Below are 22,172 nucleotides of genomic sequence, written 5' to 3' on the forward strand. Positions count from 1 at the left end.
CTTGTTGATCGTCTCGATCATGTGCACCGGGATACGGATGGTGCGTGCCTGGTCGGCGATCGAACGCGTGATGGCCTGGCGGATCCACCACGTCGCATACGTGGAGAACTTGTAGCCGCGGCGGTATTCGAACTTGTCGACCGCCTTCATGAGACCGATGTTGCCTTCCTGGATCAGATCCAGGAACTGCAGGCCGCGATTCGTATACTTTTTCGCAATCGAGATGACCAGGCGCAGGTTGGCCTCGACCATTTCCTTCTTCGCGCGGCGGGCCTTGGCCTCGCCGATCGACATGGCGCGGTTGATTTCCTTGATGTCCGGCAGCGACAGGAACAGGCCCTTCTCGATCGCGACGAGCTTTTCCTGCTCGCCGACGATCTCGTCCTTGTGCGCCCGCACGCCCGAGGACCACTTCTGCTTCTTGCGGATCAGTTCCTCGGTCCAGTCCAGATCGATCTCGTGGCCCGGGAACGCGCGCAGGAAGTCCTTGCGCGGCATCTTTGCGTACTTGACGCACAGATCCATGATGATGCGTTCATGGTTGCGGATGTTGCCGACGACATCGCGCAGCTTCTTGACGAAGCTGTCGATCATGATCGCCGGCAGCTTGAGCTTGAGGAAGCCTTCGGCCATCTGCTCGCGCAGCTTCTGGGCTTTCTTGTCGACGAGGCCGTATTTCTCCGCGGTCTTCTGGAACTTGGCGTAGAACTGGCGCAGTTCGTCGAGGCGGCGGGCCACTTCGACCGGGTCGGGACCGGTTTCGCCGGGACCGGCTTCCTCGCCGTCGCCGGATTCGTCCTCGTCGTCCTTGACCACGGCGGCCGCCGGCGCGGCGGTGTCGTCGGCCTCGAGCATTTCCTCGCTGATGGCCGGCGGCGGCTCTTCCACGTCGGCGAAGCCGGCGATGACTTCGGACAGGCGGCGCTTGCCTTCGATGTGCTGGTCGTATTCCTCGATCAGCAGCTGGATCGACCAGGGGAAGCTGGCCAGCGCGGTCTGCACCGCGTTGAGGCCTTCCTCGATGCGCTTGGCGATCGCGATTTCGCCTTCGCGGGTCAGCAGTTCGACCGTGCCCATCTCGCGCATGTACATGCGCACGGGATCGGTGGTGCGGCCGACCTCGGCATCGACGGCGGCCAGGATGGCGACCGCTTCCTCGGTCGCGGTCTCGTCGTCGGAGACGGCGGAGGGCGCATCCTGCGGCAGCATTTCGCCTTCGGGTGCAGTTTCGTGCACCTCGATGCCCATGCCGTTGATCATGCCGATGATGTCTTCGATCTGTTCCGGATCGACGATATCGTCAGGCAGGTGGTCGTTGACTTCGGCGTAGGTCAGGTAGCCCTGCTCACGCCCCTTCACGATGAGGAGCTTGAGGTCGGACTGCTGGTCCTGGGTGGTGTTCTCGATGGCCATGGGGGCTCGGCTGGAGGGCAAGACTGTGGATTATAGGAAGCCTGTCAAGGTCGCCACGGTGGGACGGACTTCGTCAGGCATAGCGTGGTCTGGTGTATCTGCCTTTCAACGCACTTCGAGACGAAAGGTGACAGGACCGTCGTTGACCAGATGGACCTGCATATGGGCGCCGAAACGCCCGGTTTCCACCCCTGGCCGGGTATTGCGCGCCAGTTCGACCAGGCGGTTGAACCACTGTTCGGCCAGCGCGGGGGCAGCGGCCGTGGTGAAGCTCGGCCGCATTCCCGAATCCGTATCGGCGGCCAGGGTGAACTGGGAGACCAGCAGCAGGCCGCCCGCCGTGTCGGTCAGCGACCGGTTCATGCGTCCGGCCTCGTCGGCGAATACGCGGTAGCCCAGCAGACGCTGCAGCATGCGGGCGACCTGGGCTTCGCCGTCGCCAGGCTGCACCGCGACCAGCGCCAGCAGGCCCGGACCGATGGCACCGACCGTGAGGCCGTCCACTTCGACACGCGCCGCGGTGACGCGCTGGATCAGGGCGATCATCGCCTTCCTCGGATTTCGGGGGGCCGCGATGGTGCGCAAGCATGGCCAGCGGGTCAATCTGGCCGTTACCATCCGCGGTTCGCATGCGCCTTTCTCTCGCCATCCTGTATTTCCTGCTGCGTCTGGCCGGCCTGCTGCCGCTGCGCCTGCTGCATGGGCTAGGCGCGCTGCTCGGGCACGTCATGTGGTGGTCCGGCGGCAAGGTGCGCCACCACACCGAGGTCAACCTTGCCTTGGTACATACGCAATACGATGCACAGGAGCGTCAGCGGACAGCGCGCCGCACCTTGCTCGAAACCGGCAAGTCGATCACCGAGATCGCCCGGATCTGGGGCGCCGGGCCGGAAAAGGCGCTGGCGCTGGTCCGCGAAGTCCACGGTGAAGCACTGTTCCGTGAGGCGCTGGCCTCCCAGCGCGGGCTCATCGTCGCCGCTCCGCACCTGGGCTGCTGGGAGCTGCTGAACTTCTGGCTGTGCAGCCGCACCGACCTGGCCATCGTCTACCGCCCGCCGCGCCATGTGGCGCTGGAACCGCTGCTGCTCAAGGCCCGCGGCGCACTCAAGCCCGAACAGGTGCGTGCCGAGGGCGCGGGCGTGCGCACCCTCTACAAGCGCCTGCAGGCGGGCGGCGTGGTCGGCATCCTGCCCGACCAGCAGCCCAAGCAGGGCGACGGCGAATTCGCGCCGTTCTTCGGCGTGCCGGCGCTGACCATGGTGCTGGTTTCGCGCCTGGCCCAGCGCACCGGCGCGACAGTGCTGTTCGCGTTCGCCGAACGGCTGCCGCAGGGGCGTGGCTTCCGCCTGCATTTTCGCGCCGCGCCCGCGGGCATCGCGTCCGAAGACCTGCACACCGCGGTGACGGCGCTCAACCGCGGTGTCGAGGACTGCGTGAACCTGGCCTTCGAGCAGTACCAGTGGCATTACAAACGTTTCCAGTTCCGGCCCGACCCGGACAGCCCCAACCCGTACTGGCGCGGCTGAGGCAAACGCCATACCCCCTGAACGCGGGGTACGGAATTCCGTCACCGATTTTTACTATCCCCTCCATACGGTCACGTCGCTCTGTCCGACGCGACCCGCTACAGGGGAAATCCGATGGACCTGCAACCTGCTCTGGCGCCGAGGCGGCCGGCGCGCGGCGTTTCGCGCCGGATCTGGCGCGGACTGGCCCTGCTGCTGGTGCTGGCCGCACTGATCGTCGTCGTGCAGGTGATGCGCGTGCCAGATGCGGCGAGCGGCAACGCGATCGGCGCGACGACCCGCTTCGACTACGTCGCCATATTCCCGCCGGGCACGAGCGCCGCGCAGGTCGAGGACTGGCGTAGCCGCGTGCTGCGCGTGCACGAGACGGGCTGCTTCCGCGGCAATCCCTGCATCGCGCGCAGCCTGCGCGGTGCCGAACTCGGCAGCGCGCGGCAGTTCGCTTTCGGTTTCGACCTGATGCGCGATGCGCCGCCGAACGAGCGCGCCGCGGTGCTCGCGTCCGCGCAGCAGGCGCTGCCCGGCATGCGTATCGCCGTCGGCAGCAGCCTGCAGCAAGCGATCGAGTGAATCCCTTCCGTCATCACGCCGCGACAGCGGTGCCATCCCCTCGAGCCGCGATAGCGGCTTTAGCGAAACCTGGAGAAGTCATGCGCCACCGTATCCGCCTGATCGCCGCCGTTTCCCTGCTCGCCTGTGCCGGCGCCAGCCACGCCGTTTTCGTCAACGGCGGCTTCGAGCAGAACAACCTGACCGGCTGGACCGTTGGCGGCGGCAGCAATCCCGGCCTGACCGGCACACCGCCGTTCACCGGCGCCAGCGTGCAGATCACGCCGGGTGCGCCCGGCCCGGCCAGCGTCGTCGGCGCAGGCGCCGATCCGCGCGCGCCCGGCATCACACTGCCGCGCGTCGGCCAGTACACGGCCAAGATCAACGACGAAAACACCGGCGCCCGACTGACCACGCTGGCCCAGACCGACACCGTGACCGCAGCGGACGTGGATCCGGCCGACGGCCTGCCGCACCTGCGCTTCTCGTTCGCGCCGGTGCTGGACGACCCGGCCCATTCGCCGGACGAACAGCCTTACTTCTACGTGGTCGTGCGCAACGTTGCCGACAACAGCGTGCTGTTCGAACAGTTTGCCTATTCCGGCCAGCCCGGCGTGACCTTCCAGCCGGGCACGGGCAGTTGGAAGTACCTGCCGTTCCAGAACGTCGACGCGGTGCTGCCGGCCAGCGCGGTCGGCCAGCAGATCTCGCTGACCGTGATCGGTGCGGACTGCTCGCTGAGCGGGCATGCGGGCTATGTCTATGTCGACGGCTTCGGTTCCGCGCCGGTCGGCGGCGGCGGTGGCACGCCGGTGGCGCGCGTGCCGGTACCGGCGCTGGGCAACATCGGCATGCTGCTGATGGCGTTGCTGCTGGCCGGCAGCGGCATGCTCGCGTGGCGCCGCGGCGCCTGAGGGATCAATAGCGACCGACGAGGCCGCGCCGGGTCGCTTCCAGCGCGGCCTCGGCGCGTGAGTTCACGCTGAGCTTGCGGTAGATGGCCTTGAGATAGCCCGCGACGGTATGTCGCGACAGGTCGAGCATGGTCGCGGCTTCGCCGACGGTCAGGCCTTTCGCGATCAGGCGCAGCACATCGGTTTCGCGCGCGGTCAGCGCTTCCTGCGCCGTCGTCGCTACCGGCTCGGGCTGGAAGTGGCGCAGCAGGCGCCGCGCAATGGACGGCGACAACGGCGGCTGGCCCGCGGCGATGCCGCTGAGGATGTCGGCCAGCGCCTCGGGTGTCTGGTCCTTGAGGACATAGCCGTCGGCACCGGCGCGCAGGGCCGGGAACAGGTGCGCGTCGTCGTCGAAGACCGTGGCGACGATACACAGGGTGTGGCCGGGCTGTGCGCGCAGTGCTTCGATCAGGCGCACACCACTGCCGTCGGGCAGGCCCAGGTCGATCAGGGCCAGCGGCGGTGGCGGATCGATCAGCGCGAACGCCTCGGCCAGTGTCGACGCCGGCTGCACGACCACGCCGGGAAACGCGAGCGCGAGCGCACGGGCCAGCCAGTCCCGGCTGCCGGCGAGGTCATCCACGACCAGGGCGCGCTGTATATCCATGCGCCTATCCTGCCGCGGACGGCAGTGGGAACACCAGCACCACCTTGGTGCCGCCGGCGGTGCCTTCGGTCCAGCGGATATCACCGGCGAGCTCATGCGCGCGCTGGCGCATGCCGCGCGTGCCGCTGCCGTCGCGGATCTCGCGGTGGCCGTCATCGGTGAGTTCGAGCAGCAGTTCGTTGCCGCGACAGGCGACCCGCACGCGCAGCGACGCGGCGTGGGCGTGGCGGATGGTGTTGCTGATCGCCTCGCGCACGATGCGGTGCAGATGCAGCGACTGCTCGCTGCGCAGCGCCGGATCCGGCAGCTCGCCGGCTTCGTTCCAGTTGAGTTCGATCTGTGCCGCGGCGAGGCGCTGCCGTGCTTCGTTGCGGATATCGGCGAGCACGTCGCCGAGCGTGCCCGGTGTGCCGCGCGAACGGCTGACGGTATCGCGCAGATCCTGCAGCGCAGCGCGCGCCTGGTCGGCCTGCTGCGGCGTGGTCGCGCCGTGGATCAGGCTGAGCAGCTTGGCGCCCAGATCGTCGTGCAGGTCGTGGTAGATGCGTTCGCGTTCCTGCGCGGCGGCCTGTTCGCCGATCTCGCGTTCGCGCGAACCACGTTCGCGTTCCAGCGCCGCGAGCGTCGCCGCATGCGCACGCCGCTCGCGGCCCCAGCTGACCGCGAGAAACATCAGCAGCGCGCCGAACAGCGCCAGCAGCGCCGGGATCATGGTTTGCCCGCGCTTTCCAACGACGTCGCCGCAGCGACGTCGCCGAAATGACGATGCACGGTCGCGAGACGGGCGGCCGCAGTGCGCGTGCGCTCATGGCCGGCGCCGAATTTCGCTGTGAGATCACGATGCGCGCCCTGCAGCACGCCGCGCGCCTCGTCCCAGCGCCCGAGCTGGAGCAGGCATTCGCCGCGGTTGCTCGCGAAGATCGCGAAATACGGATGGCCGGCCGGCAGGTTCGCGTGCATCCATTTGTCCAGTGCGTCGAATTCCACCAGCGCATCGGCGGCGCGCTTCTGCTTGAGCAGCAGCATGGCCAGGTTGTTGCGCGGGCCGATCGCCTCGGCATTGGCCGGACCGCCGTCGCGGCTTTGCGCAGCGACGACGCGACGCAGCTCGGCCTCGGCCTCGGCGAGACGGCCCAGGTCTTCCAGACCGTAAGCCAACACGTTGCGCGCGAGCAAGTTGTTGGGTGTGTTGTCCTCGCCGCGCAGGCGGCGCGCCTCGATCACGTCGTGGATCAGCGTGATGCCCTTCTCCGACTCGCCGCGACGCACGAGGAACGAGGCCAGCGCCTGCTGCGCGTTGACGGTCGCGGGATGCCCCGCACCGAGTACGCGGGTGCGCGCGGCGATGACTTCGCGGAATTCGGTTTCGGCGGCGGCGTCGTCGTTCTTCAGTTCGTACAGCGCACCGAGCAGGCTGCGCATGTTCAGCGTCTGCGGATGATCCGGCCCGACCTTGGCCAGATGCACGGCCAGCGAGGCGCGCGACAGTTCGATGGCCTCGTCGTAGCGACCGGCCAGGCGCAGGGTCGAGCCGAGGTTCTGGCTGATGGCCAGGCTCAGCGCATGGCTGTCGCCCAGATCGCGCTGCGCGTCGCGCAGCAGCGGGCGCAGCAGCGCTTCACTGGCTTCGGACTTGCCTTTCGCGAGCACGCCTTCGGCCTGGGCCAGGCGCGCGTCGATGCGGATCGCCGTCTGCACCGAGGGTTCGGTGCGCACCAGCAGCGGTTCCAGCAACGCGTCCGCCGCGGCGTATTTCTGCTGCGCATACAGGGCGCGCGCCTGTCCGACCTGCAGCGCGTCGCGCAGATCGACCGGCGCGCCCGCGTCGAGCGAAGCCCACGCCTGCGCGAACAGGGCCTCGGCGCGCGCGGTCTCGCCGAGCTTGAGCAGGCTGGTCGCCAGCGTCAGGTTCACGCGCGCGGCGGCCAGCGGCGCGAGACCGGCCTGCTGCAGTTCCGCCTGCGCCGCATCGAGCACGCTGCGCACGGTGAGATCGCCGCCCTGGCTGCGCTCGGGATCGGCCGAGACGAGCATGCGTTCGAGAAAGCCGCTGACCGCGCCGGCCTCGGCCGCGCGCGATTCGGCCTCGCGCCGCGCGGCGGCCTCGGACCAGGCCAGGCGCAGCGACACGATGCTGGCCACGATCAGCGCGAGTACGCTGAAGGCCGCCGCGGCACTGGCCAGCCGGTGCCGGCGCACGAAGCGCGCGAGCAGATAGCCCAGCGTCGGGGGCCGCGCATCGACCGGGCGGTGCTCGCGCACGCGCTGCAGGTCGGCGGCAAATTCCGCGGCCGAGCTGTAGCGCCGGTCGGGCTCCTGCGCGAGCGCCTTCATGACCACGGTGTCGAGATCGCCGCGCGCCGCCGCGCTGACGCGGCCCAGCGGATCGGGCGCCTGGTGGCGCACGATGTCGATCGCCTCGAACAAGGTCGAGGTCGACAGCTGCGGATGCGGCAGGCGCCCGCCAATCAACTCATAGGCGATGCAACCCAGCGCGTAGACATCGCTGCGCGCGTCGACCTGAGCGCTGTTGCCGGACAGTTGTTCCGGACTCATGTACGGCACGGTGCCCAGCACCTGGCCGAACTGCGTGACCTCGCGCGGCAGGCCGTCGGCGAGTCGCGCGATGCCGAAATCGAGCACCTTGGGCTGCCCGTTCGCGTCGACGAGGATGTTGCCGGGCTTGAGGTCGCGATGGATCACGCCGCGCCCGTGGGCGTAGTGCACGGCGCGGCAGATCTCGACCAGCAGCTGCAGGCGCGCATCAACGCCGAGTTCGCGTCCGCTGGCGTGCGCCAGCAGGTCGTGGCCGCGGACGTATTCCAGCGCGAGCCACGGCGGCGACTGTCCTTCCAACGCCGCATCGCTGGCTGCATACAGCCGCGCAATGCCGGGATGTTCTAGCTGGGCGAGCAGTTCCACCTCGCGCCGGAAACGGGTCAGCGCGTTGCGGCCGAGCGCATGCATGACCTTGAGCGCGACTTCGCGTGGCGGCTGGCTTTCGCGCGCCCGGTAGACGCGGCCCATCGCGCCTTCGCCCAGCAGGCCCAGCACCTGGTACGGACCGATCTGCGCGGGCAGCACTTCGCCCGGCTCGGCGGCCACGCAATCGGCAATGGTTTCGTCCTCGTCGCGCATGCCTTCCCCCGGCCCCTAGCAGGTTGTTGAGAAAGGGGCGGAAGCCCCTTTCTCAATCGAACGGTGCAAGCGGAGCTTGCCCACGTTCTCCGAGAATCAATCGCTTACGCGATCGACTCTCGCGCGATCCATTCTGGATCGCGCTAGCAGGCTGTTTCTCAACAGCCTGCTAGTCCTCGCGCGAACCGGCCTTCACATCGACTCCCAGATCGCGCAGCTTGCGGTACAGGTGCGTACGCTCCATACCGACGAGCTTGGCGAGCTTGCCGACGCTGCCGCCGGTTTCCTGCAGCTGGCGCAACAGGTACGCCCGCTCGAACTGCTCGCGCGCGTCGCGCAGGGACAGGCCGAAGTCGATGTCAAATCCGTCGCTGCGCGCACTCGTGCGGGCCGGCGTGCTGCCGCTGAGCGCCTGCTCGACCTCGGCCAGTTCCACTTCCGGCGCGGCGCCCAGGATGAGCAGGCGCTGCACGAGATTGCGCAGCTCGCGCTGGTTGCCCGGCCAGGTGTAGTTGCGCAGGCGGTTCTGCACCGCGACCGGGAAGATGCGATAAGGCAACTTGTCGCGATTGGAAAAAAAGTCGGCGTAGTACTGCAGCAACTCCGGCACGTCCTCGACACGCTCGCGCAGCGCGGGCACCGCGAGCGGCACGACCTTGAGCTGGTAGTAGAGCTCCTCGCGGAAGCGCCCGGCTGCAACCAGGCTGTCGAGATCCTGCGCGGTCGCCGCGATCACGCGCAGGTCGAGATTGACCGGCTCGCGTCCGCCGCAGCGGATCAGCGCGCGGCGCTCCAGCGTCGAGGACAGGCGCAGCTGCAGCTCCGGATCGAGCTCGGCGACCTCGTCGAGGTACAAGGTGCCGGCGTTGGCCTGTTCGAGCAGTCCGAGCTGCACGCTGCCGTTCTCCTCGGCACCGAACAGCGTCTGCGCGGCGTGGTCGCGCGCGATCGAGCCGGACGCGACGGTGACGAACGGTCCGTTGCGACGGCTGCTTTTCTCGTGCAGCCAGCGCGCCAGCGATTCCTTGCCGCTGCCGGCCTCGCCGCTGAGCAGCAGCCAGGTATCGTGGCCGGCCATGCGCTCGAGCTGGCCGCGCAAGGCATTCATCACGCGCGAGGAACCAACCGGTTCCAGCGGCACCGGCACCTGCCGCTTGAGGCCTTCGTTCTCGCGCTTGAGGCGGCTGGCCTCGAGCGCACGCTCGACGGTCAGCAGCAGCTTGGCCAGCGACAGCGGCTTCTCGACGAAGTCGTAGGCGCCCAGGCGGGTCGCCTCGACCGCCGTCTCGACCGTGCCATGGCCGGAAATCATGATGACGGGACAGCTCAGGCTGCCACGCTCGGACCATTCGCGGAGCAGACTGATGCCGTCGGTGTCGGGCATCCAGATGTCGAGCAGGATCGCGTCGGGGCGCACCTGGCGGCGCATCTCGCGCGCGGTGGCGGCGTTCTCGGCCACGCTGACCTGGTAGCCCTCGTCCTGCAGGATGTCCTGCACCAGGCTGCGGATATCGGGTTCGTCGTCGACGACGAGAATGTGGCCGGAAGTCATGCCCGCCCCTGTGGCGAAAAAGCGACCGGCAGCATAGCGTCTTTCTCTGGCGGCGCGGGCACGCGCACACGATCGTTCGCCGTGCCGACGGACTCATCCGGCAACGGCCGAAGCCCGGCAAATTGCGGCTTTGCAGCATTGACCGGCTCAATCGCGGCCATCGGATTCGTTGACTGGTATACAAGCGCGCACTGGCCCATGCTCGCCATGCCGCGGTGACGCGGCTTCAGGGGGAAATCCGCCTCAGTCCCAACCCCGGAGGCTCCATGAACAGGTCCACGCAATTCCCCGCGATAGCCAGCCTGACCTTGCTCTGCGCCCTCAGCACCGGCGCGCACGCTGCCGACCCACCCAGACCTACCAGCTATGCCAACGTCATCGAGGAGGACTTCGGCGCCGTGATGGCGCGCATGAAGGGACAGAAGGCACAGATCCAGCAGCGTCATGAGGCCTTGCTGGAGGAACGCTATGACCTGGCCGACCGCGCCGCGAGCGGCGTGACCATGTCGCGCGGCAAACCGGTGCAGGAGGGCGTGCGCGTCAAGCTCAAGCCCGGATCGAGCTGGGAGGCGCTGGGCGGCATGACGCCCGAGCAAATCAGGAACAAGGACGCCTGGCCGGCCGGCTTCTACCCGCTGCCGCATCCCAACCACGGCGAAGGCGGCATGCTGTTCCCGCAGTTCCAGATCGACGAAGTCAACAGGCAGGCGCGCCGGGACCTGACCCGCTTCGATCTCGACTTCGACTTCCCGGATCACCTGCTGCCCGAGTTCCCGGCACCGATCTATCTGACCACGCGGCCCGACCTCGGCGATGTCGCCAAGGGCCAGCTGGTCACCTCGGACAACTACTACGCGCTGTTCAACGGGGTGCTCAATCCCAAGCAGCTCGAAGGACTGCGCCTGCTCGTCGTGCCGTTCCCGCAGCAGCAGTTCAACCTGACTGCCGACCGGCGTTCGGAACGGCCGAGCCTCGGCGTCGCCTGCTTCGACTGCCATGCCAACGGCCACACCAATGCGGCGACGCACCTGGTCGGCGACATCCGGCCGCAGGAACACCGCCATCGCATCGACACGCCGAGCCTGCGCGGCAACAACATCCAGCGCCTGTTCGGTTCGCAGCGCGCGCTCAAGACGGTCGAGGACTTCACCGAATTCGAGCAGCGCGCCGCTTATTTCGACGGCGATCCGGTGATGGCGACGAAGAAGGGCGTGAACATTCTCGAACGCAGCAGCCAGGTGCATTTCATGGCCGAGTTCCAAGCGCTGCTCGACTTCCCGCCCGCGCCGAAACTCGCTTGGGACGGCAGGCTCGATCCGAAGAACGCTAACGAGGCCGAACGGCGCGGCCAGGATGTCTTTTTCGGCAAAGGCAAATGCTCCACCTGTCACACGCCGCCGTACTACACCGACAACCTGATGCACAACCTGCAGGTCGAGCGCTTCTTCAAGCAGAAGAACATCAACGGCCGCCTGGCGAGCGCGGACGGGCCGATCAAGACCTTCCCGCTGCGCGGCATCAAGGACTCGCCGCCCTACCTGCACGACGACCGCCTGCTCACCCTCGACGATACGGTCGAGTTCTTCAATCTCGTGCTGGAGACGAAGCTCGACGCTGGCGAGAAGAAGGATCTGGTCGCGTTCCTGCGCCAGCTCTGAGAAGCGCTCTAGGAGCGAGGGACGTGGGCGACAGTGAACGTAGGCTGGGGCAAGCGCGAGCGCACCCCAGCCTACGGTTTCCGATCATTCGCCTTCGCGCTCGACCGGCTCGCCGTAGCGCCAATAGTCCGGCGGATACAGCGCGGTGCGCTGGGCCGGTTCGGCCGGGGTCTGGCCCGCTTCGATCGCAGCCAGCGTCGGCGCAGACCAGATCTCGAGCCAGCGCGAGCGGAACGGCTGGATCAGCAGCGCATAGCGGCGCGCGCGCGGATCGAGCTTGGCCGGATAGCGCACGATCAGGCCGCGCGGATTCGCCGCCGCCCATTCGCCGATCCCGCCGATGTCGATTTCGGCAATGCTGCCGCGCAGACGCGCGAGATAGTGGAACTGGCCTTCGTACTGGCCAACGTTGGCGATAGGCCGCTGCTCGGCCTGGGCTCGGCCGAGCACGCCCGCCGCCGGTTCGAGATTGAAATTGTGGAACAGCGCGTGCGCGAACAGCGCATGCGCCAGCGCGACGCCGAGCAGCGACGTGCCGGCGATGCGATGCAGTTCGCGCTCGCCTTCGCCGGGCAACAGCAGCAGCAGGCCGAGCGCGGCGAAGCCGACCGCGAACCATGGACTGAAGCGCGCCGCATCGTGCAGCCAGTGCGAGCGCAGCTCGCCCGCCGCCAGCCAGACCGGCAGGATGGCGAGCAGGAACGCGAAACCGAATGCCGCGAGCGCCAGGGGCCAGGCGCCCCAGACACGTCCCGTGCCGCTGCCGCGCACCTCCTGCCGGGACAGGGCGCAGGACAGCGCCATCGCTACGCCGGGCAGCAGCGGCAGCAGGTAGTAGACCTGCTTGCCCGACACCAGGCAGAACCCGGCGAAGACCGGCAGCAACCAGCTGATGAGGAAACGCTCGCCGTCGCCGATAGGTCGCGCGAACGTGGCCACCGCGCGCCACAGCCGCGGCCAGCCGATCCACGGGAACAGCAGCACACCAAGCATCGGCAGGTACCACCACAACGGCCGCGCGTGATCGAAACTGTCGACGACGCGACCCGCCGTCTGCATGAAGAACAGCTCGTTGCGATAGGCCTCGCCGCCGGCGAAGCCGGCCGGCAGCGCCCAGGCCAGCAACATGGCCGAACCGCCGGCCAGGGCGAGGCCACCGCGCAGATACCAGCCCTTGCGATCGGCGCGCGCGTGCTCGCTCCACCAGGGGCCGAGCAGGACCGGGAAGGCCACATGCAGCAGCATCACCGGCCCCTTGGTCATGAGACCGGCGCCGAGCGCCAGCGCGAACCAGATCCAGCGCGGCTTGCCGCTGAGCGCGAGCAGCGCCAGCGCCACGGTCAGCGCCAGCAGCACTTCGTACATGATCTGCAGGCCGAACAGGAACGGATAAGCCAGCGCGATCAGAAACCAGGGCATGAGACGTGCGATCGACGGCCGCAACGAAAACACCCGACGCGCCAGCGCGGCCGCGGCCAGCAGCCAGCCGCCGCCGATGAGTACCTGCATCAGCCGCGGCCAGACGTCGTTGACGCCACTCACGGCCCAACCCGCATGGATCAGCCAGAACAGCAAAGGCACCTTGTGGCTGTAGGGGTGGCCATTGACGTGCGGCACGAGGAACTGGTTCTCGCTCCACATTTCCCACGCCACGGCCAGGGTCCGCGTCGAATACAGCGGCATGGGGCCGTGCTGGAAGATCGCGAACAGCGCGACGGCGAACCAGAGCACCAGCCAGCGGGGTGGAGCCGGAGGAAAACGCAACGATGGCGGCATGGGCTGTTGCAGGCTTGGAACCGGGGCGAAGTGTAGTGCCTTGCCGGTACACAGTGTGCTGTGGCGTCAACCCAGCCAGACGCTTGTGCGCTCACGTCCGGCTGGTACGCTCTGCGCATGTCCGCCCCTGCCCGTCCCGGCCTTTCGGCCTGCATCATCACGTTCAACGAAGCCGATCGCATCGAGGCCTGCCTGGCCTCCCTCGCGTTCTGCGACGACATCGTCGTCGTGGATTCGGGCTCTACCGATGGCACGGCCGAACGCGCGACGGCGCTCGGTGCGCGCGTGCTGACGCGCGCCTTCGACGGCTACCGGCGGCAGAAGGATTTCGCCGTGCGCAGCGCGCGGCATGAGTGGGTGCTGTGCCTGGACGCCGACGAGCGCGTGACGCCGGCACTACGCGCCGCGATCGAGGCCGCGCGCGACGCGGGGTTCACCACCGCGGCCGGCTTCCGTTTCGCGCGGGCGACCGAATACTTCGGTGAGTTCCTGCGCCACGGCAATGCCTATCCGGACCGCGTGCTGCGCCTGTTCGACCGCCGCCGTGGCGGCTGGCGCGGCGACCGCGAGATCCACGAACACGTCAGCGTCGACGGCCCGGTGCAGCGTCTGGCGGGTGACCTGGAGCACCGCGCCTATCGCTCGCTCGCCGACCAGCTGGCGCGGCTGGAGCGCTACGCCCGGCTCATGGCCGAGCACGATCACGCACGCGGCCGGCGCGCCCGCCTGGCCAATCTCGTGTTCAACCCGTTCTGGCGATTCCTGCGCGGCTATGTGCTGCGCGCCGGTTTCCGCGACGGCTGGCGCGGGCTGATCTACGCCTGGGTCGAGGCCAACTATGTGCGGCAGAAATTCATCAAGCTGTGGCTGCTCGAGCGCGGCCAGCGCATCGCCTGAGGGCGTGGATCGCGCGAGCGCTCGACGGCTGGCACGATGATATCGATCGCGCGAGCAATGGGGCCATAGCGCGGGACAGTTCCGCTTGCACCGCCCGAGGGAGAAGGGGCTGCAGCCCCTTCTCCACACGTGTGTCATGCGCCGGCTAGAATCTGCTCGACTCGGCCTACCATGCTCGCGGCGAACTCCTCGCTCTTGGCCTTGGCCAGCACCCGGCGGTATTCGGGCAGCAGCTCGCTGAGTTCAGCCTTGGTGTAGCAGCGCTCGAGTTTCAGCGTGAACAGGAAGGCGCGCAGGCCGAGCGCGGCGACTGCGGTTTCGTTGATGAAGGCGCGGGCCAGCTGCAGCGGCGGCAGTTCGGACTCGGCCGCCGGCGCGACCGCACCGGCCTGGACGTCGGCCGTGATGAGTCCCAGCGAGCTGAGCTCTTCGAGGATGCCGCCGACGTCGCCGAGTGCGGCGAACTGGCGTCGCAGTTCGGCGACCGAATGCTGGCCGTGTACGGCGATCAGCAGCGAACGCGACCGCGCATGCATCTTCTGGCGGCGATCGACCAGCTCGCGCTGACCGAGCTGCGTCTTGCGTGGTATGACGGTATCGAGCATGACGTGTCCCCCTGGCTACGTGGCTCCCAGAATAGTCGCCCGTCGAGTCGAGGTGAACACTCGAACGTGTTCGTGATAGCGAAATCGGCGCTATTCCCCGTTGATGTCAGCTTCACCGGTGGCATTCTGCACGGTCGGGTCGCAGCCCGGACGGAATGCGTCGGCGCCGAGCAGGTACCACTCACGCCGGTTGGCGTGGCCGACGTACTGCGCCTTGTCCGCATCGACGCAAGCACCGAACGCGGTGCGCAGCACGAACAGGCGGCGCTGCTGCGGCACCTCGGACTGCCAGCGCTGCGCCTGCGCGAGTTGCAGGTGCCAAGGCTTGACGAAGCCGAAGTCGCGCACGGGCTGGTCCGCGTGCAACAGATTCTGTTCCTTCCAGGCAACCAGGCCGAGCTCCACGTCCTTGCCCGCGAGTTCGCGCGCGCGCCGCATGACCGCAGCGGCCGAGGTTGAATCGTTGAGCACGGGATAGGCCCAGAAACTCCAGCCCAGCCACAGCGTGGCCAGGGTCAAGGCCAGCGCGAGAAGGCTGCGACGGGCGCGCAGCAGCACGACCGACAGCAGTGCGACGGCACCGACGACGATCACGAACAACCACAGCATCTGGCCGCCGGCTTCCAGGCCGCGCTGCTCGACAAGACGGTTGGCGCGCTCCAGATGGCCGCTCCAGGCCAGCGCGCCGACGAGCAGGAATACCGTCCCCAGCACGGCGACGAAGCCGAGCACGACGCGGCGGAACCACGGCCGCGCCGCTATCGCCTCGAGCTGCGCTCCGGTCAGCAGGGCGAGCAGCGGCAGCGCTGGCATGATGTAGACGTCGCGCTTTCCTTTGGGAAAAGTAAAGAAAATAACAACGAGCACTATCCAGGCGAGCGGCAGCAGCACGCGGGCATCGCGCTGTTTCAGCGCCTGCCACCAGCGCGGCGCCGCCCACGGCAGGGCCAGTGCGAGCGGCAGCCAGGCGAACGCGATCACGCCGAGGTAGTACCAGGGCGGCTGGTGATGGTCCCAGGACTCGGTATAGCGCCCGGCTGTCTGGCGGAACAGGATGTCGTTCATGTAGGCGCTGTATTCCGGCCCCGCTTCGGACGCCACCGCGTACAGCATCGGAGCCAGCCACAGCGCCGTGGCCGCGACAAAGAACACGATGCCGAGCAGCCAGCGTCCGGCGCTGCCCTGGATACGCGCCACGCCGGGCCAGTCCTGCCAGCGCGCGAACAGGTACGGCACGAACATCAGCAGCGCGAGAACGCCGACGCCTTTGGTGATCACGCCCAGCCCCGCGGCGAAGCAGCCCAGCCAGTACGCACGCCAGTCCGGTCCGAGCAGGAAGTGGCGCAGCAACCCGTAGTTCGCGAGGGTCAGGAAGAAACAGACCGTCGGATCGATCTGTGCCCGCTTGGCCTGATAGACGAACTGGAACGTGCACAGCAGCGCCGCGGCCGCATACACGCCGACGCGGTGATCCCACAGCCGCCGGCCGAGGTCGTAGACCAGGGCGATCATGCCCAGCCCGGCCAGCAGCGACGGCAGCAGGAAGGCGACACGCCAGTTGCCGGTCACGGTGTAGAAGAAAGCCTGTGCCGCCATGAACAGCGGCGGCTTGTCCGAATACAGCTCGCTGCCGCGGTGCGGGATCAGCCAGTTGCCGGATTCGACCATCTGCTTGGCGACCAGGGCGAAGCGCGGTTCGTCTGCGGGCCAGGGATCGCGCAGGCCGAGCCCGGCACCGAGCACGACGAGCGCGATGCCTAGCAACAGCCACAGTTCCTGGCGCTGGGTGAAGCGCCAGTCGAAGGCGGTTATGGGATTTTGCGACATGTCTACTCTTCCATTTCCGATCAGGCAACGGACCGGCAGGCCGGCCTCGATAGAACAGGCATTCTCCGCACGACGTCAAGCACTCGCATCGTCTTCAGTCAAGCGGAAGCCGCAGGCGGAAGCTCGCCCCGCCTTCGGGCCGGTTATCCGCGCGGATGCTGCCGCCGTGTTCTTCCATGATCTTCTTCACCACCGCCAGACCCAGGCCGGTGCCGCGCGACTTGCTGCTTGTATACGGTTCGTACCAGCGCTCGCCGAAGCCCTCGGGCAGGCCCGGACCGTTGTCGGCGATGACGAGTTCAGCCCAGTTGCGCGTGCCGTCCTCGATCCGCGCGGTCGCCACCTCGATGCGCGGCTTGGCCTGGTCGCCGATCGCCTCGAGCGCGTTCTTGAGCAGGTTGTGGAGCAGCTGGCGCAGGCGGCCGGTATCGGCGCGCACGAGCAGTTCCTCGTCGGCGAAGCGGCGGCTGATCTGCAGGCGCTGGTCATTCTCGTAGAGATCCAGCACTTCGCCGATCAGCGCATGCAGCGCCAGCGGCCGCGGCGACAGCTGCGGCGGGCGCGCGTAGTCGCCGAACGCGTTGACCAGCGCCTTGAGCGCCTCGACCTGATTGACGATGGTGCGCGTGGCGCGATCGAGCACTTCGGTATCGTCGGCGGCGAGACGTCCGATGAAGCGGCGGCGCAGGCGCTCCGCGGCGAGCTGGATCGGCGTCAGCGGATTCTTCACCTCGTGGGCGAGGCGCCGCGCGACCTCGGCCCAGGCCGCATCGCGCTGGGCCCGGTTGAGCAGGGTCAGGTCGTCGAACACGGCGACATAGCCCGCGTGTTCGGTACCGCCGCCGACGAGTTCGGTGCCGTGCAGCAGCAGCACGCGCCGTTCGCCACCGTCGTCGATGACGACTTCCTCGCGCCATTCGCGCGCGTTCTCGCGCAGGTGACGCAGCAGCGGATCGATCAGCGCGGACAGGCCCGGATTGGCGCGGCGCACGCTCGCGAGGGGCTGGCCGAGCTGGCGCGACACCGCGACGCCGAGAATCGTGTCGGCGGCGCGATTCGCGGTGCGCAGCACGCCGTCGCGATCGACGCCGAGCACGCCGGTCGACAGGTGTTCGAGCACCGCGCGCAGGTAGGCGCGCTGTGCTTCGGACTCTTCGGTGCTGCGTTGCGCGCGCGCGCCGGCGCGTTCGAGTTCGCGCTGCATCTGGTTGAAGGAGTTCAGCAGGAAGCCCAGCTCGTCGCGGCTGGCGACCGGCAGTGGCGTGTCGTAGCGGCCCGCACCGACCGCGCGGGTCGCGGCGGCGAGCCGGCCGATCGGCGCGACCAGGCGCCGCGCCACGCCGAATGCGGTCAGCAGCGCGAACAGCACCGACAGCAGCAGCACGAAGGTCAGCACCAGGCTGAAGGTGAGCTTGAGCGAACTGCGCAGGAACTTGAGGCGGCGGAAATCGAAGCTGGCCGCTTCGACGCGCTGGGTCAGCGGACGCAGTCGCGGCGGCAACGGGAACAGGGTCTGCAGCAGTCGTGGCGATCCGCTGGCGAGATTGCTGCGCACGAGCACACGCAGCATGAGCTGCTCGCCGACCGGCTCGGCCGCCGCATAACTGCCGCCGCCCGACAGGCGCATCAGTGTCGCCGCATCCGGATAGACCGGATCGAGGAAGCGCGGGTCGGAGCTCGCCGTCGCAATCACCGTCGCGTTGTCGCCGAACACCGTGAGCTGGGTCGCGCCGATGTCGTCGATGGCGTCGTCGAGTCCAGCTTGCACGTCGGCGTCATCGCGCGGCTCCAGCGAAGCGGCGAGGCGGCTGCTGGCATCCTGGCTGATGCGCAGGCGCTCGTCGACGTAGAGACGGCCGATTTCCAGCGCGTCGTCCAGCGACTGCTCCAGGCGCACGCTGAACCACGCGTCGATCGTGGCGTTGAGGAAGTTCAGCGCAAAACCGTAGACCACGAGCACCGGCGGCACAGCCAGCAGCATCAGCATGAACAGCAGGCGCCGGGTCAGGCGCGCGCCCGGTACCTCGCGCCGCGCATCGGCGACAAGGCGCAGCAGGCGCAGCACGATCACGACGATGAGCACGAGCAGCGCCGCGCTCGCGAAGATCACCATCCACGGATGCAGGCGGCCGAAACGGTTGCTGCCGCTGGCCGCGTCGCCGGCCAGCAGCAGCGCGCAGCCGAGCAGCGCCAGCACGGCCAGCGCCGGCAGCAGCCGCCGCGTGAACCAGGTCAGGCCGCCGGAATACCGGGCCATGTCCGCTCCACGGCGGCCTGGCGCCAGGCCGCATCGACGAGGGCCGGCAGGCGCACCGCGCCCGCCAGCGCGGCGCGGTCCAGCGCGATCCGCAGGCGCGGCCGGTCGGGGGCGACCGCGCGCAGCGCGGGGGCGGCGATCGGCAGTTCGATGCGGCTCAGCGCAGCGAGTGCCGCGGCGCGCACCCCGAAGCTGCGCACGGTCGCACGATCGAGGTCACGTAGCTGGTAATTGCGCGACAGCGGGAAATAGCGCAACTCCAGGCGATGCTGCTCGCGCTGCTGCGCCTGCCAGCCGAACAGGCCGTGACGCTCGCGCGACAGTTCCAGCTGCAGGGTCAGCGGAATGCCGTGGTCGAGCGCATCAAGCATTTCGCTGCTCGGTTTCCAGTCGCATTCGAGCACCAGCACATGGACGCCGGCATGCTGGTCGATATGCGCGCCGCTCAGCTTGAGACTGGACGCGCCCGGCGCGCAGGCCTGCAGGCTCATCGCGAGCAGCGGCGCCAGCAGCCACCATCGCGGCGCGCGGCCGCGCCGCTCAGTTGGCTTTTTCCACAACGGCATAAAAGAACCCATCCATGCCGTCGACGCCCGGCAAGTTCTGCCGCCCCGTGCCGACGGCGCGGCCGAAGCGCGCCGGCACGGCGTCGTGGTTGAGCTGCGCATCCGGGGTGCGCGCGAGAAACGCAGCGATCTGCCCGGCGTTCTCGCGCGGCAGCACCGAGCAGGTTGCATAGACCAGGCGCCCGCCCGGGCGCAGCAGCGGCCAGAGCGCATCGAGCAGTTGCGACTGCTCCGCCGCGGAACGTTCGATATCGCCGGAGCGCCGGTGCAGTCGGATGTCGGGCTGGCGCCGGATCACGCCGGTCGCGCTGCAGGGCGCGTCGAGCAGGATGCGGTCGAAGGGACGCCGGTCCCACCAGGCCGACGGCTGGGCGGCGTCGCCGGTCTTCATCTCCGCGCGCAATCCCAGACGGGTGAGGTTGTCGCGCGCCTGCGTGAGCCGCTGCGAATCGCGATCCAGCGCGAGCAGGTCCAGCGTATTCCGCTCCAGGCAATGGGCGGTCTTGCCGCCCGGAGCCGCGCAGGCGTCGAGCACGCGCAGACCGTCGCGCAGATCCAGCAGATCCGGCATCAGCTGGGCGGCGCCATCCTGGACCGAGAACTCGCCCTGGGCATAGCCCGGCAGATGGGTCACGTCGGTGCTGTCCTCCAGCACCACGGCATCGGCGAGCCAGCCGTGCACAGTGGCTGCATGTCCGGCGGCGAGCAGGCGCTCGGCCAGAACAGCCGGCGTGGTGCGGCGGCGGTTGGCGCGCAGCACCAGTGCAGCGGGCGCGTTGTTCGCCGCAAGGATCGCCTCCACGTCGTCGGGCCAGTCGCGCGCGAGCTGCTGCACCAGCCAGGCCGGATGCGAACTGAACAGCAGGCGGTCGCTGCCGATGACAGCCTCGAGCGCCACGCGCTCGCGCAGGAAACGGCGCAGCAGCGCGTTGACGAGGCCGGCTAGCTGCGGTCGCTTGAGAGCACGGGTAGCCTCGACGGTTCCGGCCACGGCGGCGTATTCGGGCAGGGCCAGTACGGCCAGCTGCACGAGGCCAAGCACGAGGAGCGCATGGACGACCGGTTCGCGCCGGTGCAGCGGCTTCTGCAGCAGGCGTCCGATCAGCGCGTCGTAGCGCAGCCACCAGCGCGCGCCCTCATGCAGCAGCGCCGACAGGAACGCGCGATCGCGACTGTCGGCCAGCCGCGGCGCGACCTGGGCGAACGCGATGCGCAGCGACACGCCGCCGCGGACGACCTGGTCGAGTGCCTGCGCGGCCAGTGCGCGTACGTCGCTCATGCGGCCGGCCGCTTGAGGTCGGGCCGCGCGTTGAGGTAGTCACGGACCGTCATGCGGCGACCGCCGGCGCGCTGGATTTCGCGAACCCGCACAATGCCGTCGGCGGTGGCGATGTCGATGCCGTCGCGACCGGCGGCCAGCAGCGTCCCGGGCGCGGCCTCGGCCACGCCAGGTAGCGCCAAGGCAGACCAGATGCGCAGGCGCTCGCCGGCGACGTCCGCTTCCGCGACGGGCCACGGATCGAACGCACGCACCTGGCGCTCGATGGCCTGGGCACTGCGGTTCCAGTCGATCGCAGCCTCCGCCTTGTCGAGCTTGTGGGCGTATTCGACGCCGTCCTCGGACTGGGCTTCGCTGTCCGGTTTCCTGCGCGTCTCCGCCAGGACCGAAAGCTGTTGCCTCAGCAGATCGGCCCCCAGCGCCGACAGGCGGTCATGCAGCGATCCGCCGGTCTCCTGCGCCGCGAGCGGCGTTGCGCTGCGCGCGATGACGGGACCGGTATCCAGGCCCTTCTCCATCTGCATGAGGCAGATCCCGCTGTGCGTGTCGCCAGCAAGCACGGCGCGCTGGATCGGCGCAGCACCGCGCCAGCGCGGCAGCAGCGAGGCATGGACGTTCCAGCAGCCGAAGCGCGGCGTGTCGAGCACTTTCTGCGACAGGATCAGGCCATAGGCGACCACGACCATCAGGTCCGGCGCGAGGTCGGCGAGGATCCGGCGCGTGTCGGCGCTGCGGAAATTCTCGGGCTGCTCCACGCGATTGCCGCGCTCCAGCGCCGCCAGCTTGACCGGACCCGGCGTGAGCTTGCGCCCGCGCCCGGCCGGACGGTCCGGCTGAGTGTAGACGGCGACCACCTCGATGCCCGGCTGGACACAGGCGGACAGGCAGGGCACGGCGAATTCAGGCGTTCCGGCGAACACCACGCGAAGAGGTGGGGTCATTGGATATCAGGCGCTGCGGCGCTGCTTTTCGAGCTTCTTGCGCACCATCTCGCGCTTGAGCGGCGAGAGATAGTCGACGAACAGGCGACCGGCCAGGTGGTCCATCTCGTGCTGGATGCAGACCGCGAGCAGGCCGTCGGCCTGCAGGCTGAAGGTCTTGCCGTGGATGTCCTCGGCCTCGACCGTGATCTGGTTGGCGCGCTCCACGTCGGCAAAGATCCCGGGCACCGAGAGGCAGCCTTCCTGATAGGTCTGGATGCCGTCCTTGGCCAGGACGCGCGGGTTGCACAGTACATGCGGCTGGTTCTTGTCTTCCGACACGTCCAGCACCAGCAGCTGGCGGTGCACGTTGACCTGGGTCGCGGCCAGGCCGATGCCCGGCGCCTCATACATGGTTTCAAACATGTCCGCGACCAGCCGGGCCAGGTCGGCGCCGAAATCGGTCACGGGCTGCGCCTTGGTCCGCAGGCGCGGGTCGGGAAACTCGAGAATAGTGAGCTTGGCCATAGGGCACCTCGAAGGAATCTGCGCGGAAGTTGGCGGAAGCGGGTTCCGTTACGCGCGTAACATGCGGAAATTCTACGCGGATTTGTCCGCGTCGGGGGGAGCAGCAAGCGGTCTGCAC

20 protein-coding genes are annotated in these 22,172 nt (G+C 68.5%); 5 read left to right on the top strand and 15 right to left on the bottom strand.

Features of this window, described 5'->3' with window-relative positions; genetic code table 11:
* Nucleotides 1-1,413: sigma-70 family RNA polymerase sigma factor (locus tag RUU78_RS24165; protein ID WP_313920332.1), on the bottom strand; the 1,413-nt coding region annotated here is incomplete at its 3' end.
* Nucleotides 1,414-1,518: 105 nt separating this feature from the next.
* Entirely contained in the window at nt 1,519-1,959 is a 441-nt protein-coding gene (dtd, locus tag RUU78_RS24170; protein WP_313920333.1) for a D-aminoacyl-tRNA deacylase, read from the bottom strand.
* Nucleotides 1,960-2,042: 83 nt separating this feature from the next.
* On the opposite strand from dtd, the gene RUU78_RS24175 reads away from it, so the two are divergent.
* The 3 genes from RUU78_RS24175 to RUU78_RS24185 all read left to right on the top strand — a co-directional run bounded on the left by RUU78_RS24175 (nt 2,043) and on the right by RUU78_RS24185 (nt 4,402).
* The gene (locus RUU78_RS24175) at nt 2,043-2,939 is read left to right on the top strand and encodes a lipid A biosynthesis acyltransferase (RefSeq protein ID WP_313920334.1); all 897 of its coding nucleotides are present in this window, start codon (nt 2,043-2,045) and stop codon (nt 2,937-2,939) included.
* Nucleotides 2,940-3,053: 114 nt separating this feature from the next.
* Entirely contained in the window at nt 3,054-3,509 is a 456-nt protein-coding gene (locus RUU78_RS24180; RefSeq protein ID WP_313920335.1) for a hypothetical protein, read from the top strand.
* Nucleotides 3,510-3,589: 80 nt separating this feature from the next.
* Nucleotides 3,590-4,402, top strand: a complete 813-nt coding sequence (locus tag RUU78_RS24185; protein WP_313920336.1) for an IPTL-CTERM sorting domain-containing protein — start codon at nt 3,590-3,592, stop codon at nt 4,400-4,402.
* A gap of 4 nt (nt 4,403-4,406) precedes the next feature.
* Here RUU78_RS24185 and RUU78_RS24190 read toward each other — a convergent pair whose 3' ends face one another.
* The 5 genes from RUU78_RS24190 to RUU78_RS24210 form a co-directional block, all read right to left on the bottom strand.
* Nucleotides 4,407-5,051: a response regulator transcription factor gene (locus RUU78_RS24190; RefSeq protein ID WP_313920337.1), complete on the bottom strand. Its 645-nt coding sequence runs from the start codon at nt 5,049-5,051 to the stop codon at nt 4,407-4,409.
* Nucleotides 5,052-5,055: 4 nt separating this feature from the next.
* Entirely contained in the window at nt 5,056-5,763 is a 708-nt protein-coding gene (locus RUU78_RS24195) for an ATP-binding protein (protein ID WP_313920338.1), read from the bottom strand.
* Nucleotides 5,760-8,189: a protein kinase gene (locus RUU78_RS24200; RefSeq protein WP_313920339.1), complete on the bottom strand. Its 2,430-nt coding sequence runs from the start codon at nt 8,187-8,189 to the stop codon at nt 5,760-5,762. The genes RUU78_RS24195 and RUU78_RS24200 overlap by 4 nt, the downstream gene beginning before the upstream one ends.
* A 169-nt stretch (nt 8,190-8,358) precedes the next feature.
* A complete protein-coding gene (locus RUU78_RS24205) occupies nt 8,359-9,741 on the bottom strand; it encodes a sigma-54 dependent transcriptional regulator (protein ID WP_313920340.1) in 1,383 nt (460 codons plus the stop codon).
* Nucleotides 9,738-9,902 (bottom strand): hypothetical protein, encoded by a 165-nt coding sequence (locus RUU78_RS24210; RefSeq protein ID WP_313920341.1) that lies wholly within the window; start codon nt 9,900-9,902, stop codon nt 9,738-9,740. The genes RUU78_RS24205 and RUU78_RS24210 overlap by 4 nt, the downstream gene beginning before the upstream one ends.
* 105 nt (nt 9,903-10,007) lie before the next feature.
* Between RUU78_RS24210 and RUU78_RS24215 the strand changes: the two genes are divergently transcribed.
* Nucleotides 10,008-11,399 (top strand): hypothetical protein, encoded by a 1,392-nt coding sequence (locus tag RUU78_RS24215; RefSeq protein ID WP_313920342.1) that lies wholly within the window; start codon nt 10,008-10,010, stop codon nt 11,397-11,399.
* Nucleotides 11,400-11,483: 84 nt separating this feature from the next.
* Here the strand turns inward: RUU78_RS24215 and RUU78_RS24220 are convergent, their stop codons facing one another.
* On the bottom strand, nt 11,484-13,175 hold the full coding sequence (locus tag RUU78_RS24220; RefSeq protein WP_313920343.1) for a glycosyltransferase family 39 protein: 1,692 nt from the start codon (nt 13,173-13,175) through the stop codon (nt 11,484-11,486).
* Nucleotides 13,176-13,292: 117 nt separating this feature from the next.
* On the opposite strand from RUU78_RS24220, the gene RUU78_RS24225 reads away from it, so the two are divergent.
* On the top strand, nt 13,293-14,072 hold the full coding sequence (locus tag RUU78_RS24225) for a glycosyltransferase family 2 protein (protein ID WP_313920344.1): 780 nt from the start codon (nt 13,293-13,295) through the stop codon (nt 14,070-14,072).
* 134 nt (nt 14,073-14,206) lie between these two features.
* Here RUU78_RS24225 and RUU78_RS24230 read toward each other — a convergent pair whose 3' ends face one another.
* From RUU78_RS24230 to def, 7 genes are all read right to left on the bottom strand, one after another.
* Complete coding sequence (locus RUU78_RS24230; RefSeq protein WP_313920345.1) at nt 14,207-14,677, bottom strand: hypothetical protein; 471 nt, start codon at nt 14,675-14,677, stop codon at nt 14,207-14,209.
* A 90-nt stretch (nt 14,678-14,767) separates the two neighbouring features.
* Nucleotides 14,768-16,504 (bottom strand): glycosyltransferase family 39 protein, encoded by a 1,737-nt coding sequence (locus RUU78_RS24235; RefSeq protein ID WP_313920346.1) that lies wholly within the window; start codon nt 16,502-16,504, stop codon nt 14,768-14,770.
* A 94-nt stretch (nt 16,505-16,598) separates the two neighbouring features.
* Nucleotides 16,599-18,761: an ATP-binding protein gene (locus RUU78_RS24240; protein ID WP_313920347.1), complete on the bottom strand. Its 2,163-nt coding sequence runs from the start codon at nt 18,759-18,761 to the stop codon at nt 16,599-16,601.
* The gene (locus RUU78_RS24245) at nt 18,737-19,327 is read right to left on the bottom strand and encodes a DUF4390 domain-containing protein (protein ID WP_313920348.1); all 591 of its coding nucleotides are present in this window, start codon (nt 19,325-19,327) and stop codon (nt 18,737-18,739) included. The genes RUU78_RS24240 and RUU78_RS24245 overlap by 25 nt, the downstream gene beginning before the upstream one ends.
* Nucleotides 19,302-20,606, bottom strand: a complete 1,305-nt coding sequence (gene rsmB / locus RUU78_RS24250; protein WP_313920349.1) for a 16S rRNA (cytosine(967)-C(5))-methyltransferase RsmB — start codon at nt 20,604-20,606, stop codon at nt 19,302-19,304. The genes RUU78_RS24245 and rsmB overlap by 26 nt, the downstream gene beginning before the upstream one ends.
* Complete coding sequence (gene fmt / locus RUU78_RS24255) at nt 20,603-21,547, bottom strand: methionyl-tRNA formyltransferase (RefSeq protein WP_313920350.1); 945 nt, start codon at nt 21,545-21,547, stop codon at nt 20,603-20,605. Before fmt ends, rsmB begins: the two co-directional genes overlap by 4 nt.
* A gap of 6 nt (nt 21,548-21,553) precedes the next feature.
* Nucleotides 21,554-22,054 (bottom strand): peptide deformylase, encoded by a 501-nt coding sequence (def, locus tag RUU78_RS24260; protein ID WP_313920351.1) that lies wholly within the window; start codon nt 22,052-22,054, stop codon nt 21,554-21,556.
* Nucleotides 22,055-22,172: the final 118 nt, after the last annotated feature.

Source organism: Tahibacter sp., from assembly GCF_032229445.1.
GTDB lineage: Bacteria > Pseudomonadota > Gammaproteobacteria > Xanthomonadales > Rhodanobacteraceae > Tahibacter.

What these genes read in the sequence shown, in the direction of transcription:
- dtd (WP_313920333.1), bottom strand. Translation starts at nt 1,959, where the DNA reads ATGATCGCCCTGATCCAGCGCGTCACCGCGGCGCGTGTCGAAGTGGAC.
- RUU78_RS24175 (WP_313920334.1), top strand. Translation starts at nt 2,043, where the DNA reads ATGCGCCTTTCTCTCGCCATCCTGTATTTCCTGCTGCGTCTGGCCGGC.
- RUU78_RS24180 (WP_313920335.1), top strand. Translation starts at nt 3,054, where the DNA reads ATGGACCTGCAACCTGCTCTGGCGCCGAGGCGGCCGGCGCGCGGCGTT.
- RUU78_RS24185 (WP_313920336.1), top strand. Translation starts at nt 3,590, where the DNA reads ATGCGCCACCGTATCCGCCTGATCGCCGCCGTTTCCCTGCTCGCCTGT.
- RUU78_RS24190 (WP_313920337.1), bottom strand. Translation starts at nt 5,051, where the DNA reads ATGGATATACAGCGCGCCCTGGTCGTGGATGACCTCGCCGGCAGCCGG.
- RUU78_RS24195 (WP_313920338.1), bottom strand. Translation starts at nt 5,763, where the DNA reads ATGATCCCGGCGCTGCTGGCGCTGTTCGGCGCGCTGCTGATGTTTCTC.
- RUU78_RS24200 (WP_313920339.1), bottom strand. Translation starts at nt 8,189, where the DNA reads ATGCGCGACGAGGACGAAACCATTGCCGATTGCGTGGCCGCCGAGCCG.
- RUU78_RS24205 (WP_313920340.1), bottom strand. Translation starts at nt 9,741, where the DNA reads ATGACTTCCGGCCACATTCTCGTCGTCGACGACGAACCCGATATCCGC.
- RUU78_RS24210 (WP_313920341.1), bottom strand. Translation starts at nt 9,902, where the DNA reads ATGGCCGCGATTGAGCCGGTCAATGCTGCAAAGCCGCAATTTGCCGGG.
- RUU78_RS24215 (WP_313920342.1), top strand. Translation starts at nt 10,008, where the DNA reads ATGAACAGGTCCACGCAATTCCCCGCGATAGCCAGCCTGACCTTGCTC.
- RUU78_RS24220 (WP_313920343.1), bottom strand. Translation starts at nt 13,175, where the DNA reads ATGCCGCCATCGTTGCGTTTTCCTCCGGCTCCACCCCGCTGGCTGGTG.
- RUU78_RS24225 (WP_313920344.1), top strand. Translation starts at nt 13,293, where the DNA reads ATGTCCGCCCCTGCCCGTCCCGGCCTTTCGGCCTGCATCATCACGTTC.
- RUU78_RS24230 (WP_313920345.1), bottom strand. Translation starts at nt 14,677, where the DNA reads ATGCTCGATACCGTCATACCACGCAAGACGCAGCTCGGTCAGCGCGAG.
- RUU78_RS24235 (WP_313920346.1), bottom strand. Translation starts at nt 16,504, where the DNA reads ATGTCGCAAAATCCCATAACCGCCTTCGACTGGCGCTTCACCCAGCGC.
- RUU78_RS24240 (WP_313920347.1), bottom strand. Translation starts at nt 18,761, where the DNA reads ATGGCCCGGTATTCCGGCGGCCTGACCTGGTTCACGCGGCGGCTGCTG.
- RUU78_RS24245 (WP_313920348.1), bottom strand. Translation starts at nt 19,327, where the DNA reads ATGCCGTTGTGGAAAAAGCCAACTGAGCGGCGCGGCCGCGCGCCGCGA.
- rsmB (WP_313920349.1), bottom strand. Translation starts at nt 20,606, where the DNA reads ATGAGCGACGTACGCGCACTGGCCGCGCAGGCACTCGACCAGGTCGTC.
- fmt (WP_313920350.1), bottom strand. Translation starts at nt 21,547, where the DNA reads ATGACCCCACCTCTTCGCGTGGTGTTCGCCGGAACGCCTGAATTCGCC.
- def (WP_313920351.1), bottom strand. Translation starts at nt 22,054, where the DNA reads ATGGCCAAGCTCACTATTCTCGAGTTTCCCGACCCGCGCCTGCGGACC.